The sequence below is a fragment of the Sulfitobacter sp. 1A15299 genome (genome assembly GCF_043556915.1).
Taxonomy (GTDB): Bacteria; Pseudomonadota; Alphaproteobacteria; order Rhodobacterales; family Rhodobacteraceae; genus Sulfitobacter.
In genome coordinates, this window is the sequence record NZ_JBIFFJ010000046.1 from 1 (window position 1) to 13,012 (window position 13,012).

A 13,012-nucleotide genomic window follows, 5' to 3' on the forward strand; every position below is an offset into this window, starting at 1 on the left:
CACAACCGTCAACAGCCAAAACGTTCTCCAATTGTTCCTTCAAATGATCAAATATGCACGCTCGGGCCTGTTGGGCCTGCCAGCGCCTCTTCTGCCAACCGCGCGACATCGGCATCCGACGGGTGCAGCGCGCCCAGTTCGGCATAATGCGTCAGCACCAGATGGAGTAGGGGCGCCAACGGACTGAGGTCCACCGCAGCGTAGCCTGCCTTGCCCCGGTTCAAGTAAACCGGTCTATCAGAGAGATGCTTCGACAGAACGTCGATTTCTGGCACACCGTCCCATTCGTCACGCACCTGTTCAAGAAAGGCCGCGATAAGCGGCGCGACATCTACTGTCTTGCCGCCGATCTCTGCCTGAAATCCCAACGAGAACCAATCATTGCCTTGGAACGCGTCGCCGGCTTCGGACTGTGTTACAACTGTCAGCGCGGAGGCTTCATCGCTCAAGCGGAAGGGCCATTTTGATGTTTCAATGATTTCCCAGCCTTCGGTCCGCAACCCGGGCAGCGTCTGGAACGCAAACTCGAGACCATCGCGCGACGACGGGAGGCGCATACTGTTTGCGCCCATCTCCTCCTCAGCGAAGACGAAATCGCATTGCAGCATTCGAGCGCTCGGCAAAAGGTAGTCCACATCGTCAACGGGTATCGCCCCTGCATCCATCAGCCGGATGACGCAAGCAGCTTCCCATTGATGATCGCGCGTCAACGTTACAACCTCGTTGTTTTCTACGACCCGGGGGTCGGCGTCGCCTTCCCAAACCTCCTGCCCGTCATAGACAAAGCGCAATGTCAGCGTTGGCAGAGTGACAGGAACGCTGTCCCAACGCCTATAGCCGTCACGCGCGCTCTCCGCTCCAAGCGTCAAACGAGCGATGCGTTTATGGGCCGCGCGCCGTCTCTGTCGCGCCACATGCGGCGGCGGCAAGGCCAGTCCTGCGAGCGTGGCGGGCATCTCCGCAGCCAAGGCCGCCGCTTCATCAGGCGCGACTTGGGGAGCGCTCTGGACAAGCTGCAGCGCCTCAATCTGCACCGGCTGTGCCAGCGCCCCGATCTGACCGTGCGCGGTGTTCACCCATAGCGCTGCCCCGTCCAACGCCCGCAACTCCAACTGTATGCCGTCTGCGTTCTCAAACCCCAGGCTCTGACTGCCATCCGCCGCCATGCGCCAGGCCAGTTTGGCCTTTGGACACGCTTCTGACCAGCTCAACTCCGCGTCCGGAGAATTGTCATGAAGGAAGCGACCCGTGTCGCACAACCGCCGCACCAGGGCTAAAACATCCTGACCCATAGGCCTGAACGCATCAGGCAAGCTGTAGCTGTAATGCGTCTGCCATAGTCGCGTCTGCGCCAGCGCAGACAAAAGCTCCAGATCGGTTGGTCGCACGAATTTGGCTGGAGCATGGCTGCGCAGGGCATGCAGCGCATCATAGCGCCGGACTGGGACGGTCAGGGGTTTTGCCTCTATTATAAAGTTCTCGAACTCGGCCGCTTTCCTTGGCCGAGTGCGGAAGACGGAGCCTTGCGGTTGACCTCTGCGCAGCTTGCAATGCTCTGGGAAGGCATTGACTGGCGACGCCCCGCTTGGGGCGCTCCCCCTGCGCGCGTGGGGTGATTTTAGCTTCTAATCTGCTATATTTATATGGTGTTTGCGCCTGATTTTTTGTAGTCAGGCGCATGTCGCGCTCAGCCAAAAACTGCCCAATGATCCCGCCGAATTGAAGGCGATGATTGCGGCATTGCAGGCTGAAAATGCTCAGATCGCGGCGGAGAACGCCAAGATGTCAGCCACGCTGCGGGCCCATGATCAATTGGTTCAGGCGCTTCGCCTGCGGATCGCAAAGTTGCAAAAGCTGGCTTTTGGCAAATCGTCGGAGAAGGTTGAGCGCGAGATTGAGCAACTGGAACTGGCTTTGGAAGACCTGCTGGTTGCAGTGGCTGAGAAGGATGAAAGTCCTATCGACGAAGGGTTGGACGAGCCAGCTTCAGAGGAGGCGTCAGCTCCTGTTCGGCGCCGCCGCCCGCGTGTGTCTGATGCGACCCTGCGGGAACGCCGTGAGCTTGACCCAGGTGCGTGTTGTCCAGACTGTGGGGGCGATCTGCGCGTCACGCCAGAGGCGTGCGATCTCATGCGCACCTATGGTGCGACGGGCGAGGATGTCAGCGAACTGCTCGACATGATCGCCGCCCAGATGAAGGTAATTCAGATCGCTCGGATCAAGAAATCCTGTCGGCGCTGCGAGCGGATGGTGCAAGAACCTGCGCCCAGCCGTCCGATCCCGGGCAGCATGGCCGGGCCGAACCTCCTGGCGCATGTGTTGGTCTCGAAGTTCGACGACCATCTTCCTCTTTACCGTCAACATGAAATCTTCGAGCGTATGGGGGCCGACATCCCCGAAAGCACACTTGTGGGCTGGTGCGGCCGCGCCATGAAGACACTATCGCCGCTGATCGAGCGGATCGATGCGGAGATCTTGGGTAGCGACCTTCTACACGCGGGCGATACCCCAATCCGGGTATTGGACCGTTCCCGAAGAGACAAAGGGTTGGGGAAAGGCGTGAAGCAAGGCCGGATCTGGGCCTACGTGCGTGACCAGCGCCCGTGGGCGGGAGATGCGCCACCCGGCGCTGTCTATCGGTTCGCTCCCAACTGGAAAGAAGAGCACGTTCTAAGCCATCTGGCCAATGCCCGCGGCATTCTGCAAGCGGACGGCTACAAAGGCTATGCCAAGCTCTACGAGCCTCAATCCGATGGCTCACCGTGTTTGCACGAGGCGGCCTGTTGGGCGCACCTACGACGAGACTTCCACGACTTTTGGACCTCAACCAAGTCCGAGATTGCGCGTGAGGCGCTCGACCGGATCGGTAAGTTCTACGATATTGAGCGCGACATCAACGGCCAGGCTGCAGAGGCCCGCCTTGCGGCCCGTCGAAGGCTGAGCCGACTAAGGGTGGAGGCCTTCTTTGATTGGTCCGAACAACAGCTCATGCGCATCCCCGGCAAGAGCGATCTGGCCAAGGCCTTCCGCTAAGGCCTAAGCCGAAGGGATGCCTTCAGCCTCTTCTTAACTGACGGTCGCGTGGCCATCGACAACAATCCAGCAGAGCGGGCTCTGCGCCCAATCGGTATTGGGCGAAAGAACTGGCTCTTTGCAGGGGCCGACACAGGTGCGGAAACCTTGGCCCGCGCTATGACTATTATCGAGACGGCAAAGCTAAACGGGCTCGACCCACAGGCATATCTCGCGGACGTTCTCGACCGCATCCACGACCACAAGATCAACAAGCTGGATGAGCTGCTGCCGTGGAACTGGAAGACGTTGCCTCGAGAAGCCAACAGTCAAGCCGCGTAAACTGCGGTACCAATGGCGCGGTTACCATCAACCCGTCGATCAGCTATGATTTACGGCGCATCAAATAGATGGCAAATAGCCCAAACCATCGGTCGGGCATCGTGCCGACGCATCTTGAACGCCGTGTCGCCATCCACCTGACGCGCCAGAGGGGCCGCCCAACCGTGGTCAACGCCAGCAAGGGTTTCCAGCGGCAGGTCAAGACCCTCGATAAAGGAAACCATGCGCGCGGCCAGAAGGATACGGTTCACGACCATCGAATGGCGTAGACCATCAACGCGTGGCCTGGTTCGCCCTTGCAGTGGCTTCAACCCGGCGCGCCGTATGACGTTCGTGAGCAGCCAGGTGATCATTTCTGATGTGTAACGGCGGGTCCGGCCCTGCTCGTGCCAGAAGAGACCAAAACATGGAACCTGCGATGCGCCGGCACGGCGCCGGGCTTTGATATAGGCTCGAAGATCGGTCCTCACGCTATCGGGCAGCGGCAGGATCCTGGTTTTGAAGAACTTCGTTTGGCGAACCGTGATCGGACCCTTCTGGAGATCGACATCGACAAGATCGAGACGGGCAAGCTCGCCCCGCCGCGAGCCTGCACAATAGGTCGGCACCAGCATACTGCAGACCGTCAACGGGCGAAGTGGTGACCGTGGTGAGGAGCAGGAACGAGCGAAGTCGAGCATCCGACGTACATCGGCGGGTGAGTAAATGTGGGACTTGCGCCATAGCTGGGCCACTTCCTTCTGCAGTCGCGGGTCCGGCTGGCGCAATGGGATCAATGGGATCAATGGGTCCCGGTGGCGGTAGATTTTCGCGAGGACACGCCTGATATTTTCACATTCGGCGGCGTGATTGCGCGTGGATTTCGCCGCCGCCCAGTGATCAAGCATCACCCCGACCGGCTGTTTCTGGAGCGCCGGATTAAGCTGCAGGAACTGAAATGGCCCTACATACAGACTGCACGATTTGGCAATACCGTTTCATCATCGCACGACGGGCTTCCGCCATTTGTCTTGCGTTTCCCATTGCCTGAGGAGTGGGTTCAAGATCACAAAGCGCTCCTCACGCCGTTGCGATCTTTGGATACAGGAATACCCGGGCGCCGGTAGCGACACGATCATAGAGGTCTTTCACGTGTTCATTCGTCAACCGGGCGCATCCATTAGATACAGCCGAACCGATTGTTTGCGGAGCGTTCGTTCCATGTATGCGAAGATAGGTATCGCGCCCCACATGATTATAAAGATAGAGCGCACGGGCCCCGAGCGGATTGTTTAGCCCACCTTCCAGACCATCCTTGTACTTAGCATATTTCTGTGGATCGCGCCGGATCATGGCGTTAGTTGGTCGCCACCACGGCCATTTGGCCTTGCGCGCTACGATGAACTCCCCGGGTTCGTACAAACCCTTGCGCCCTACTCCGACTCCGTAACGGATCGCCATTCCCTTTTCGAGCATGAAATAAAGGAAAAAATCGTCAGGAACGACGTGAATATCCCCTTTCAACCAGTCACCGCGACGGGTGTTTATCAACTGCGGCTCGAATCGTTCGGGCAGTTTGACTTTGTGAGCCAAGGCGGTTTTGGGCAGCAAGCATCCCATCATTCCGGCATAGAGCAGCTTTCTTCTCGTAAAATTCTTCATCGCGGTCTCCTCGGCCCCATAAAAATTCAGCTTGCTTCAGGACAGAAGAGAACAAACCGTGATCTTGGCAAAACGCGCGTCGTTGTTGCCTTGAAGCTACGAAAACCCCGACGAATGGAACCCTCCAGCGCCGGAATGTTGTTGACTAGTAAATTACTGCACGGAGGTGAAAGAATATGCACTACTCGCGCTTCTTTATGATGATCGGAACGTCGACCGTGGTTATGTTCCTTCTGATGTACCTGAATACCTATCTTTGGGGGCACCTCTTTTTTTCAGAGACGCGTCTCTACATGGCGGTCCTGATGGGGGCGGCAATGGCTGGGATCATGCTCGCATTCATGCTGTCCATGTACCAGAACACCAAGGCCAACATCGCCATCTTCGTCGGTGCAATGCTGGTTTTTGCCGGTAGCCTCTGGCTGGTACGCGGCCAGTTTACCGTCCAGGATAGATCCTACATGCGGGCCATGATCCCGCACCATTCCATCGCAATCATGACTTCGACCCGCGCCGAAATTTCAGACGCCCGGGTACGGCGTCTTGCGGATGACATCATCTATGCGCAGGACAAGGAAATCGCAGAGATGCGTTATCTTATTGCCGACATCGGTGCCAATGCCCAAACGGCAGCCACGCCCATTGAGACGACGCCACAGGTCGTTGATGCACAGAAGGCGCTTGTCACCGAAGTCGTGTCGAAGGTCGATCCTGAATTTCTGACAGAAAATGAAATCGCAGCGATTTTTCCGAACGGAGGAGTGTGCCGCTTTTCCTATACTTCCGACAGCCCGGCAGTTCTGGTGACTGGTAAGGCCGATGAAGGTTGGGTAGCCGCTATGAAAATAAGCGGCGACTTGGTGCGCCTGACCGCACAGGATGAAAACGCGTTTTCGCAAGGTCCGATTTTGGTCGAAATCGCTAAGACAGATGGGGATCTTACCGACCTGATTATTAGTGCCGGAACCAACTACGAAGCGGGATTCCGCGGCACATTTACCTGCGCTGGTTAAGGGAGATTGCACAAGCCCTCAAGCGCCGCAACGAAGTTGATGATGCAATCCGGCGTATCAATCCGCGCCTGCACGGTCTCATTGGCAAGGTTCACATGAACGTTACCAACGTCCAGCAGCGCCGACAAGGTCCGCTCGAGCCGTCCGACGTTCCTCCCCATTTCTCGCGTACGTCGTGCTGACAATGCGGGCATCGGCCCGCAGCCTGCTCTCGGGCTTCAATCTCTATGATCGTCTCGGTTTTGCGCCGGACCTTTGTAATCCGCAGCGCCGCATCTTGGACCTGAGCGGGTCATCGAATGCCTTGATAAGATTTTTGAAATCGTGGGGTTTCATCATATCCTCCGCATCCTCACCTGCAGCGATATTGGCCATTCTTGTCGAATCGAAGGCCACCGACACGATTTGCGGACACTACTAAAAATTATTCCATTCCGTCCTTGACCTTTCCACGCTGGAAGACCCTCACCTGAGCTGGCATTCGAAGGAGTTCGGCATGATGAGATTGAGCGTACCGGACATGAGCTGCGGGCACTGCACCGCCGCAATTGAAAAAGCGATCAAGGCGATCGACCCGACCGCCAAGGTTTCCTGTGACCTTGGGGCGCATATTGTCGAGGTGGAGAGATACTTGAGCGAGCGCGCAATATCCGAGGCAATTCGTGATGTCGGGTATGATGTAAAAGCACCGGCAGCGACCTGATACGAAAAAATGGCGCCGATGGGTTCGGCGCCATTTCAACACGTGATCCGCTACGCGAACATCAATCGCTTTCTCGTGTCTTGTCGACAAGGGCCTCCAGTTGCTCCTGTTCGACAAAACCGGGCACCATGTCGTCGCCAATCACGAAAGACGGTGTTCCGTTGAAGCCAAGCGCCTGGGTCAGGCGCATCGACTCGTCGATATGCTCCTGCACCTTGGGTGCTTCCATGTCGGTGCGCAGTTGTTCGATATCGAGCCCGATCTCCTCGGCCAGGCGCATGACCGATGCTTCCTCGGCGCGTTGTTCCATACCCATCAATGCCCGGTGAAACTCCTCGTATTTGCCCTGTTCCCTGGCGGCCAGGGCGGCCTTGGCCGCGAAGACAGACCCTTCGCTGAGAATGGGCCATTCGCGATAGACGAGCCGGACATCCCGGTCGACGTCCAGCAGCCCCTGAACCTCGGACATGGCCCGTTTGCAGTAGGGGCAGTTGTAGTCGAAGAACTCCACGACCGTGACATCACCCTCGGGGTTTCCGAAGACCGGCGCGTTCGGATCATGCTCGAGCAACTCGCGCTGGTTCTTCAAAAGGTCGGCGGCTGCCTCTGCCTGAGTGGCCGCCTGCTCCTGTTCGAGCAACTGCACGGCTTCCATGATGATCTGTGGGTTTTCCCGGATCGCTTCCAGCGCCAGTTCCTTGATCCGCGCATCGCTTGGCTCCTGCGCGAAGCCGGCAATCGGCGCGACCGCCAGGCCAATCGCCAGCGCGGTGGTCTTCATCGGGTGCATTGTCAATTTCCTTCTCTCTGGGGTTCGGCGGCACTGCGTTCGGCCTGAATCTGTCGTTGCGCCAGTTCTAGCGCAAATTGTCCGATTTCAGGTATCACGTGGATGTTTCCGTCAGCCTATTGTTTTGGCGGTCCTGCCGCCTTCCCGGACTGGAACGTCAAGCCCGGTTCCAGCTTCCGCTGGCACATTCCCGTCAGTTGCATCATTGCCGTTTTTCCCGCTTCGGCCTACGGCATCGGGGCGAACTGGTGTGCCCTACTGTCGGTCTCGATCGTCTGGCGAAGCTCCAGCGTCTCGGGATCGAGAATCCACAGTTCCGGCTTGCCGGCACTGCTCACCAGCAAGGCATCCTCTATGCGCGCCATGTGATAAGGTTCAGGTCCGACGTTGACTTCCAGCCGTTCACCGGTCGACCGGTCGATGCGCACCACGAGATTGCGTTCACGCGCGCTCGACCAGATCGCGTCCTGGTCAACCGCTACGCCATGCAATTCTCCCCCGATGTCGAACGTGTCGAGGATTTCGCCGCTGTCGGCATCCATGATGGAGACGGTCCCGTTGTCGGCTTCGCTGACAATCAGTTGACGGGCATCGGCATCAAGCTGGATATGCTTGGGTGGCCCCTGGAGCTTGAAATTTCGCGTCACGATCCCGTCCTCCGGGTCAAGTACACTGATCGTTGCGTTGCCGGCGTTGGAGACGAGGAAACTTCCGGTCTTCGGATCGGCGACCGCATATTCTGGAACCGGACCGGTAGCGACCGTCGCGGTGACCCGGCCTCTTTCAAGGTCGATTACCGAAACGGCACCCAGGCCGGGATGGGTCACCACGGCGAAGCGTTCATCCGACGAAATCCCGACGTGGTGAACAATGCCCGGCACCTCGATCTGGCGCAGAATCTCGCGACTGTCAGCTTCAATCAGCGTTACCAGACTTACCGTGTCCGGCTTGGCCGTGTCCCCACCCCCGTGATGGGCCGCGTGATCCTCTTCTGAGACGGCGGTCGGCTTGGCTACATCGCCGGGCATGGATTCCGACAGGCTGCCGGCCACCAGAATGCCGCGTTTGGGCGCACCGGCGAGACCGTGGACGTTATCAAGCCCTTCGATGCGACCTGCCTCATTGAAGAATTGATCCAGATGAAGCACTGTTCCCAGCTCGCCTTCGGGGACGTAGACATCGGCAATCGCGGCGCTGCCGGTCATCAAAACCGCACCGAGCGTTAGGGTAGTGATGCGCATGACATATTTCCTTTCATAGGTGTAATTGCGACTGCCGCCAACGTATGGACGGGATTGCGACTATCAACACAGCCTCGCGGCCTTTTATGTAGGCGTCTGTCGCAAATGCAGGGACCTGTTACGCTCGGAGACAATTCTTTCCGCGCATCGGCGGGTAAACACCGACGTATCAGGCTGGCGAGGGCTGCGACCGGTACTTTCATCACCGACCGGATTCCGCACAGTTCACTGCTTCCGGGCCTCCAGTTTGGCCCGTCGCCGCTCGAATTCGTCCTCGTCGATTTCACCGCGGGCATAGCGATCACGAAGAATATCAATCGCTGTCTGCCCGGTTCCAGTGTCCGAGCGGTTGGAGAAGCCGCGAACCGCAAGTAGAATCAGACCGATGACGAGTGCCCAGAAGATCACCATCATCAGCCCGCCCCACATTCCAAAGCCGCCATCCCACATCATGTGGCCGAACCCGTCGCCTGCCGCAGCCCAACCAGGGGTCGCGGTGAGGCCAAGCGATCCGCCAATAGCCGTAAAACCCAAGATTTTCATGTCATTGTCCTTTCGTTGTTCGACGTTTGCGTTTCCAGCGGCAGCATCACGGTCGCGACAAGGCCGCCTTCCGCCCGGTTGGCGAGGCTGATGTCGCCGCCATGTGCCCGGATAATGGTTCGCGCGATGGACAGCCCGAGCCCTGTGCCGCCGGTCTCTCTCGAACGGGATTTTTCAAGTCTGAAATAGGGCTCGAAGACCTGTTCGAGGTCGGCATTCGGTATGCCGGGTCCGTTGTCAGTAATGCGGATAAAGGCGTGGTCGTTCTCGCGTCCATAGCTGGCATCGACCATTCCGCCATAGCGGTCGGCATTGTCGATGAGGTTGCGAAGGGCGCGCCGGACCGATTGCGGCCGCAAGCGCAGATTCATGGCCTCACCTTCCTGCAGGCCGCGCGTCCGGCAGTGAGATCGAGAAGCTGATCGCGATTGAGTACGAGCCGGGGCCGTTCGAGAAAAACGACTAGAAGTTTGAGTTCCGAACCGGTGAGGTCGACCTGCCCGCCGCTCTCATCGGTCAACATGCGGCTGTCGGTATCGAGGGTCCACTGTGCAAATACGATGCGTCTTCCCGACAATTTTCCGGCAAGGGTCCCGGGCAGCGGCGAACGTCGCAGAATGGCCTTGATGCGCGCGAGCAGTTCTCGGGGATTGAATGGTTTGGCAAGGTAGTCGTCCGCCCCGATTTCCAATCCGACGATGCGATCCGTCTCTTCACCGAGCGCTGTCAGCATCAGGATCGGCACGTCGCCCTTGGCCGACAGACGACGGCAGACCGATAATCCGTTTTCTCCGGGCATCATGACATCGAGAACGATCAGATTGAACTGTCCTCTCGCAAGCTTCGCATCCATTTCGACGGCATCTCGCGCCGAGGTTGCGCGCAGGCCGTTCTTTTCGAGGTAACGGGTAACGGAGTTGCGGATTTCGCGATGATCGTCGACGACGACGATATGGGGCTGATCGTTCATGTTCTTCCTTCTAACGATTAGCGCATCGGTTTCCCGAAGAGAATTGTCACGAAATGTAACAGGGGCGGGGTTTGCGACATGGCGATACAATACCGTTGTTCCAGCCGGTTCCGCTGCGGCCTAACACTCCCATATAAAGTCTATCGAAACCAAAACATGAGGAAATCACAATGACCCGCAAAACCCTGCTCGCAGCAACCGTTTTGGCCGCAACTGCAATCGGAGGAATCGCGATCGCGGACTCCAATCACGGACATGGGGGTAAATCCGGTATGAGCGACCGTGCCGGCATGATGCAGGACGGTTCCGGCATGGAGGGCGGCATGTCCGACATGATGGGCATGATGAAGCGCATGCACGGCCAGATGATGGGCGGCAGCATGATGGGCGGAATGGACCCGATGGGCGGCGCCATGATGCAGATGTTCGACGCCGACGGTGACGGCACGGTGACGCCCGAGGAAATGCGCGCCGGACTGCAGGCCGAGCTGACCGAATACGACAGCGACGGTGACGGCACCCTGTCTATCGAGGAATTCGAGGCGCTGCACAGCGCGATGATCCGCGAGATGATGGTGGATCGCTTCCAGCATCTGGATGCCGATGGCGACGGCTCCATCACAGCCGAAGAAATGACAGCCCCGGCCGACAAGATGGAGCGCATGCAAAAGATGCGCGACGCAATGGGGCAGATGGAGCCCGGCGACGGCCCCGGCATGGGCGACAGCGACATGATGAACAACGATTGAGCGTTTTCGGGCGTCGGCCTATGTGGCGGCGCTCCTATCCGGTACCGAGCCATGGTCGGCGGATCGGTACGGACTTAGCCCTGCTTTGACGGAGGCAAATCTGATGAGCCTTGTAATGATGATCGTCTGGATGGTTCTCGCGACAACGACGATCCTGCGGGGTCGGCTCAAGCCGATCAAGCAGCCGCTTGAGTAACTTGAGGAGATGAAAGTGACTTATGCCTATAACCGCGTACTCAGAGGCGTCAGTATCGACGACGCGGAAAAGCGCGTCCGCGCCGCCCTGGCGGATAAGGGTTTCGGCGTTCTGACCGTAATCGATGTCAAGACGACGATGAAGGAAAAGATCGATGTCGATATGGACGGCTATCGCATCCTTGGCGCCTGCAATCCGGAAATGGCCCACAAGGCAATCGGGATCGAACCGCGCGTGGGCGCGATGTTGCCATGCAACGTTATCCTGCGCGAAACGAACGGCGGTACCGAGATCAGTGCCATCAATCCTGTGGCGTCAATGCAGGCTATCGACAACGATCAACTTCATGAAGTCGCGGCCGAGGTGCGCGACATGCTGTGCGAGACTGTCGATGCGGCATGATCGCCATATCGTTGATCTTTCGGTCGCTGGAGGGCGTATGCATCGGGGAATCGGGCTCGAACCCGAGTAACAGGGAGGCAGGTGGCTGACAGCATCCAGGATAGAGAAAAATCCCTGACCTTCGGCGGAGCCTACATCGGATTTGGTGCGACGGCTAATTTGCTGAAAACCTTTTGCGCAGAATTGGCGGTTGCAGTCCTGTTCGCGGCGACCGCGCTGCGGGATTGCTCTGGACTCCTTTGGCTTTGCCTGTAGGGCTCGCCGCACATGCCGCGTGGGATCTTCTGCATCACAACGATGTGTTCGGCGCGCCGGTCACGCGATGGTACATTTCGTTCTGCGTCGTCTTCGAGCTGTCGGCGGCAGCCTTCCTTTTTGTGCTGTATGTGCCGTGAGGCCGGGAATACCACGGTTCGTGTTCGGGCGAACCGCACGATTGACTGCTGCGGCACTGCTGATTTTCGCCATCCTGGCCTTGGGTCCGCTTGCCGACGTCATCGAGAACTTCGACGGCGACAACGCTGTTTTGTCTCGCACTTAGTTATAAATATGACGGGCCGCAGTGTGGGGCGTCGCCGAATTGTCTTCACACATCAGGGCGTGGCGATATCGACCTGCCTTATCCGAGCAATCGGAAGATCTTGGCGTATATCCGACATAACCGAGGGATAAAGCCGGGTACCGATGGCGATGAGGCGGTACTTTGCGTCGCCAACTTCAGCCGGGCGCCACAGGCGGTAAAAATTGATCCAAGCCAGTACTAAGGCCGCGTGCCGGTCGAACTGGCAGGTCAGGCCCCCTTCCCGCCCGTCGGTGAACTGCCCTATATGTTGACCTTACCAGCCTACGTAGCGCACTCCTTTACCTTCTATTTCGTTCTGGACGCACTGGGGCTTGAGCCAGCGATCTTGACATGGCAAAGCCATGAGTATCATCAGATGGTTTTAGAAATCGGTCTGAACTTGGGCGTGGCTCTGAGCTGGATCGTATTGACGATGAGCCTGAACCGGGCCTGACGCCCGCTGAGCGGGCTGTTGCATTGTTCCTTATCATTGGGCTGAGCATGCGCGATATTGCGAAGATGGGGGGCAAATTGGAAAGCACGATCAAAGCCCAGACCAATGCAATCTATCGCAAGGCTGGCGTGACCGGGCGCACGCAATTGCTCAGCACGTTTATAGAGGGTTTAATGGACGAGGCCCTGCTACAGCGGACGATTAGCAGGCCAAGGCTGTGAGAAGCCTGGCGATGGCAGCAGTAGCGTGACCAATGGCCGTCTGAGCACTATTGGTTTCTGAAAGGGCTGTAATTGACAACAACTCAGGAGGCTTGGTGGGACTGTCCTGAATTTTGTGCTCTGGCATGGTAACTGCTCTATAAGGAGACCCACGTATGAGCATTGACAAAAAG

The 13,012-nt window shown here is 58.0% G+C and carries 16 protein-coding genes and 2 pseudogenes; 9 read left to right on the forward strand and 9 right to left on the reverse strand.

What is annotated here, in order from left to right; genetic code table 11:
- Positions 1 to 47 precede the first annotated feature (47 nt).
- Positions 48 to 1,388 (reverse strand): hypothetical protein, encoded by a 1,341-nt coding sequence (locus ACGYK7_RS18180; RefSeq protein WP_394403807.1) that lies wholly within the window; start codon positions 1,386 to 1,388, stop codon positions 48 to 50.
- A 30-nt stretch (positions 1,389 to 1,418) separates the two neighbouring features.
- Here ACGYK7_RS18180 and tnpB point away from each other — a divergent pair, with 30 nt between their 5' ends.
- Positions 1,419 to 1,616, forward strand: coding sequence for an IS66 family insertion sequence element accessory protein TnpB (gene tnpB / locus ACGYK7_RS18185; protein WP_394403820.1), 198 nt, complete (start codon positions 1,419 to 1,421; stop codon positions 1,614 to 1,616).
- 112 nt (positions 1,617 to 1,728) lie between these two features.
- Positions 1,729 to 3,354, forward strand: a pseudogene (gene tnpC, locus ACGYK7_RS18190) (IS66 family transposase).
- Between the two features lie 50 nt (positions 3,355 to 3,404).
- Here tnpC and ACGYK7_RS18195 read toward each other — a convergent pair.
- Entirely contained in the window at positions 3,405 to 4,241 is an 837-nt protein-coding gene (locus ACGYK7_RS18195) for a tyrosine-type recombinase/integrase (protein WP_394403809.1), read from the reverse strand.
- Positions 4,242 to 4,413: 172 nt separating this feature from the next.
- Positions 4,414 to 4,995, reverse strand: a complete 582-nt coding sequence (locus ACGYK7_RS18200; RefSeq protein WP_067941186.1) for a L,D-transpeptidase — start codon at positions 4,993 to 4,995, stop codon at positions 4,414 to 4,416.
- 176 nt (positions 4,996 to 5,171) lie between these two features.
- Here ACGYK7_RS18200 and ACGYK7_RS18205 point away from each other — a divergent pair, with 176 nt between their 5' ends.
- Together ACGYK7_RS18205 and ACGYK7_RS18210 are read left to right on the forward strand one after the other, a co-directional pair.
- Positions 5,172 to 6,008: a DUF305 domain-containing protein gene (locus ACGYK7_RS18205; protein WP_394403810.1), complete on the forward strand. Its 837-nt coding sequence runs from the start codon at positions 5,172 to 5,174 to the stop codon at positions 6,006 to 6,008.
- 496 nt (positions 6,009 to 6,504) lie between these two features.
- Entirely contained in the window at positions 6,505 to 6,711 is a 207-nt protein-coding gene (locus ACGYK7_RS18210) for a heavy-metal-associated domain-containing protein (protein WP_300057696.1), read from the forward strand.
- Between the two features lie 61 nt (positions 6,712 to 6,772).
- On the opposite strand, the gene ACGYK7_RS18215 is transcribed toward ACGYK7_RS18210, so the two are convergent.
- The 5 genes and pseudogenes from ACGYK7_RS18215 to ACGYK7_RS18235 all read right to left on the reverse strand — a co-directional run.
- Positions 6,773 to 7,492, reverse strand: a complete 720-nt coding sequence (locus ACGYK7_RS18215) for a DsbA family protein (RefSeq protein WP_067941205.1) — start codon at positions 7,490 to 7,492, stop codon at positions 6,773 to 6,775.
- Positions 7,493 to 7,728: 236 nt separating this feature from the next.
- Positions 7,729 to 8,742, reverse strand: a complete 1,014-nt coding sequence (locus ACGYK7_RS18220; RefSeq protein ID WP_394403812.1) for a hypothetical protein — start codon at positions 8,740 to 8,742, stop codon at positions 7,729 to 7,731.
- A 225-nt stretch (positions 8,743 to 8,967) separates the two neighbouring features.
- A complete protein-coding gene (locus ACGYK7_RS18225) occupies positions 8,968 to 9,285 on the reverse strand; it encodes an SHOCT domain-containing protein (RefSeq protein WP_300057690.1) in 318 nt (105 codons plus the stop codon).
- Positions 9,282 to 9,656, reverse strand: coding sequence for a sensor histidine kinase (locus tag ACGYK7_RS18230; protein WP_394403814.1), 375 nt, complete (start codon positions 9,654 to 9,656; stop codon positions 9,282 to 9,284). The genes ACGYK7_RS18225 and ACGYK7_RS18230 overlap by 4 nt, the downstream gene beginning before the upstream one ends.
- Before the next feature lie 17 nt (positions 9,657 to 9,673).
- Positions 9,674 to 10,255: pseudogene (locus ACGYK7_RS18235) on the reverse strand (response regulator); the annotation flags it as partial.
- A gap of 170 nt (positions 10,256 to 10,425) precedes the next feature.
- Here ACGYK7_RS18235 and ACGYK7_RS18240 point away from each other — a divergent pair.
- From ACGYK7_RS18240 to ACGYK7_RS18260, 5 genes are all read left to right on the forward strand, one after another.
- Positions 10,426 to 11,004 carry a calcium-binding protein gene (locus tag ACGYK7_RS18240; RefSeq protein ID WP_322343902.1) on the forward strand — a complete coding sequence of 193 codons (579 nt, stop codon included), beginning with the start codon at positions 10,426 to 10,428 and terminating at the stop codon, positions 11,002 to 11,004.
- A 211-nt stretch (positions 11,005 to 11,215) separates the two neighbouring features.
- Positions 11,216 to 11,602 carry a DUF302 domain-containing protein gene (locus ACGYK7_RS18245; protein WP_394403815.1) on the forward strand — a complete coding sequence of 129 codons (387 nt, stop codon included), beginning with the start codon at positions 11,216 to 11,218 and terminating at the stop codon, positions 11,600 to 11,602.
- An 81-nt stretch (positions 11,603 to 11,683) separates the two neighbouring features.
- On the forward strand, positions 11,684 to 11,857 hold the full coding sequence (locus ACGYK7_RS18250; RefSeq protein ID WP_394403817.1) for a hypothetical protein: 174 nt from the start codon (positions 11,684 to 11,686) through the stop codon (positions 11,855 to 11,857).
- A gap of 230 nt (positions 11,858 to 12,087) precedes the next feature.
- Positions 12,088 to 12,366 (forward strand): alpha-glucosidase C-terminal domain-containing protein, encoded by a 279-nt coding sequence (locus ACGYK7_RS18255; protein ID WP_300057444.1) that lies wholly within the window; start codon positions 12,088 to 12,090, stop codon positions 12,364 to 12,366.
- Between the two features lie 6 nt (positions 12,367 to 12,372).
- Positions 12,373 to 12,618, forward strand: a complete 246-nt coding sequence (locus ACGYK7_RS18260) for a hypothetical protein (RefSeq protein WP_067941181.1) — start codon at positions 12,373 to 12,375, stop codon at positions 12,616 to 12,618.
- 201 nt (positions 12,619 to 12,819) lie between these two features.
- On the opposite strand, the gene ACGYK7_RS18265 is transcribed toward ACGYK7_RS18260, so the two are convergent.
- Positions 12,820 to 13,012, reverse strand: a 193-nt coding sequence (locus ACGYK7_RS18265; RefSeq protein WP_394403819.1) for a hypothetical protein, incomplete at its 5' end; no start/stop codon positions are given.

Coding starts and splice junctions, on each gene's coding strand:
- tnpB (WP_394403820.1), top strand. CDS start 1,419: ATGCAGCGCATCATAGCGCCGGACTGGGACGGTCAGGGGTTTTGCCTC.
- ACGYK7_RS18195 (WP_394403809.1), bottom strand. CDS start 4,241: ATGCTTGATCACTGGGCGGCGGCGAAATCCACGCGCAATCACGCCGCC.
- ACGYK7_RS18200 (WP_067941186.1), bottom strand. CDS start 4,995: ATGAAGAATTTTACGAGAAGAAAGCTGCTCTATGCCGGAATGATGGGA.
- ACGYK7_RS18205 (WP_394403810.1), top strand. CDS start 5,172: ATGCACTACTCGCGCTTCTTTATGATGATCGGAACGTCGACCGTGGTT.
- ACGYK7_RS18210 (WP_300057696.1), top strand. CDS start 6,505: ATGATGAGATTGAGCGTACCGGACATGAGCTGCGGGCACTGCACCGCC.
- ACGYK7_RS18215 (WP_067941205.1), bottom strand. CDS start 7,492: ATGAAGACCACCGCGCTGGCGATTGGCCTGGCGGTCGCGCCGATTGCC.
- ACGYK7_RS18220 (WP_394403812.1), bottom strand. CDS start 8,742: ATGCGCATCACTACCCTAACGCTCGGTGCGGTTTTGATGACCGGCAGC.
- ACGYK7_RS18225 (WP_300057690.1), bottom strand. CDS start 9,285: ATGAAAATCTTGGGTTTTACGGCTATTGGCGGATCGCTTGGCCTCACC.
- ACGYK7_RS18230 (WP_394403814.1), bottom strand. CDS start 9,656: ATGAATCTGCGCTTGCGGCCGCAATCGGTCCGGCGCGCCCTTCGCAAC.
- ACGYK7_RS18240 (WP_322343902.1), top strand. CDS start 10,426: ATGACCCGCAAAACCCTGCTCGCAGCAACCGTTTTGGCCGCAACTGCA.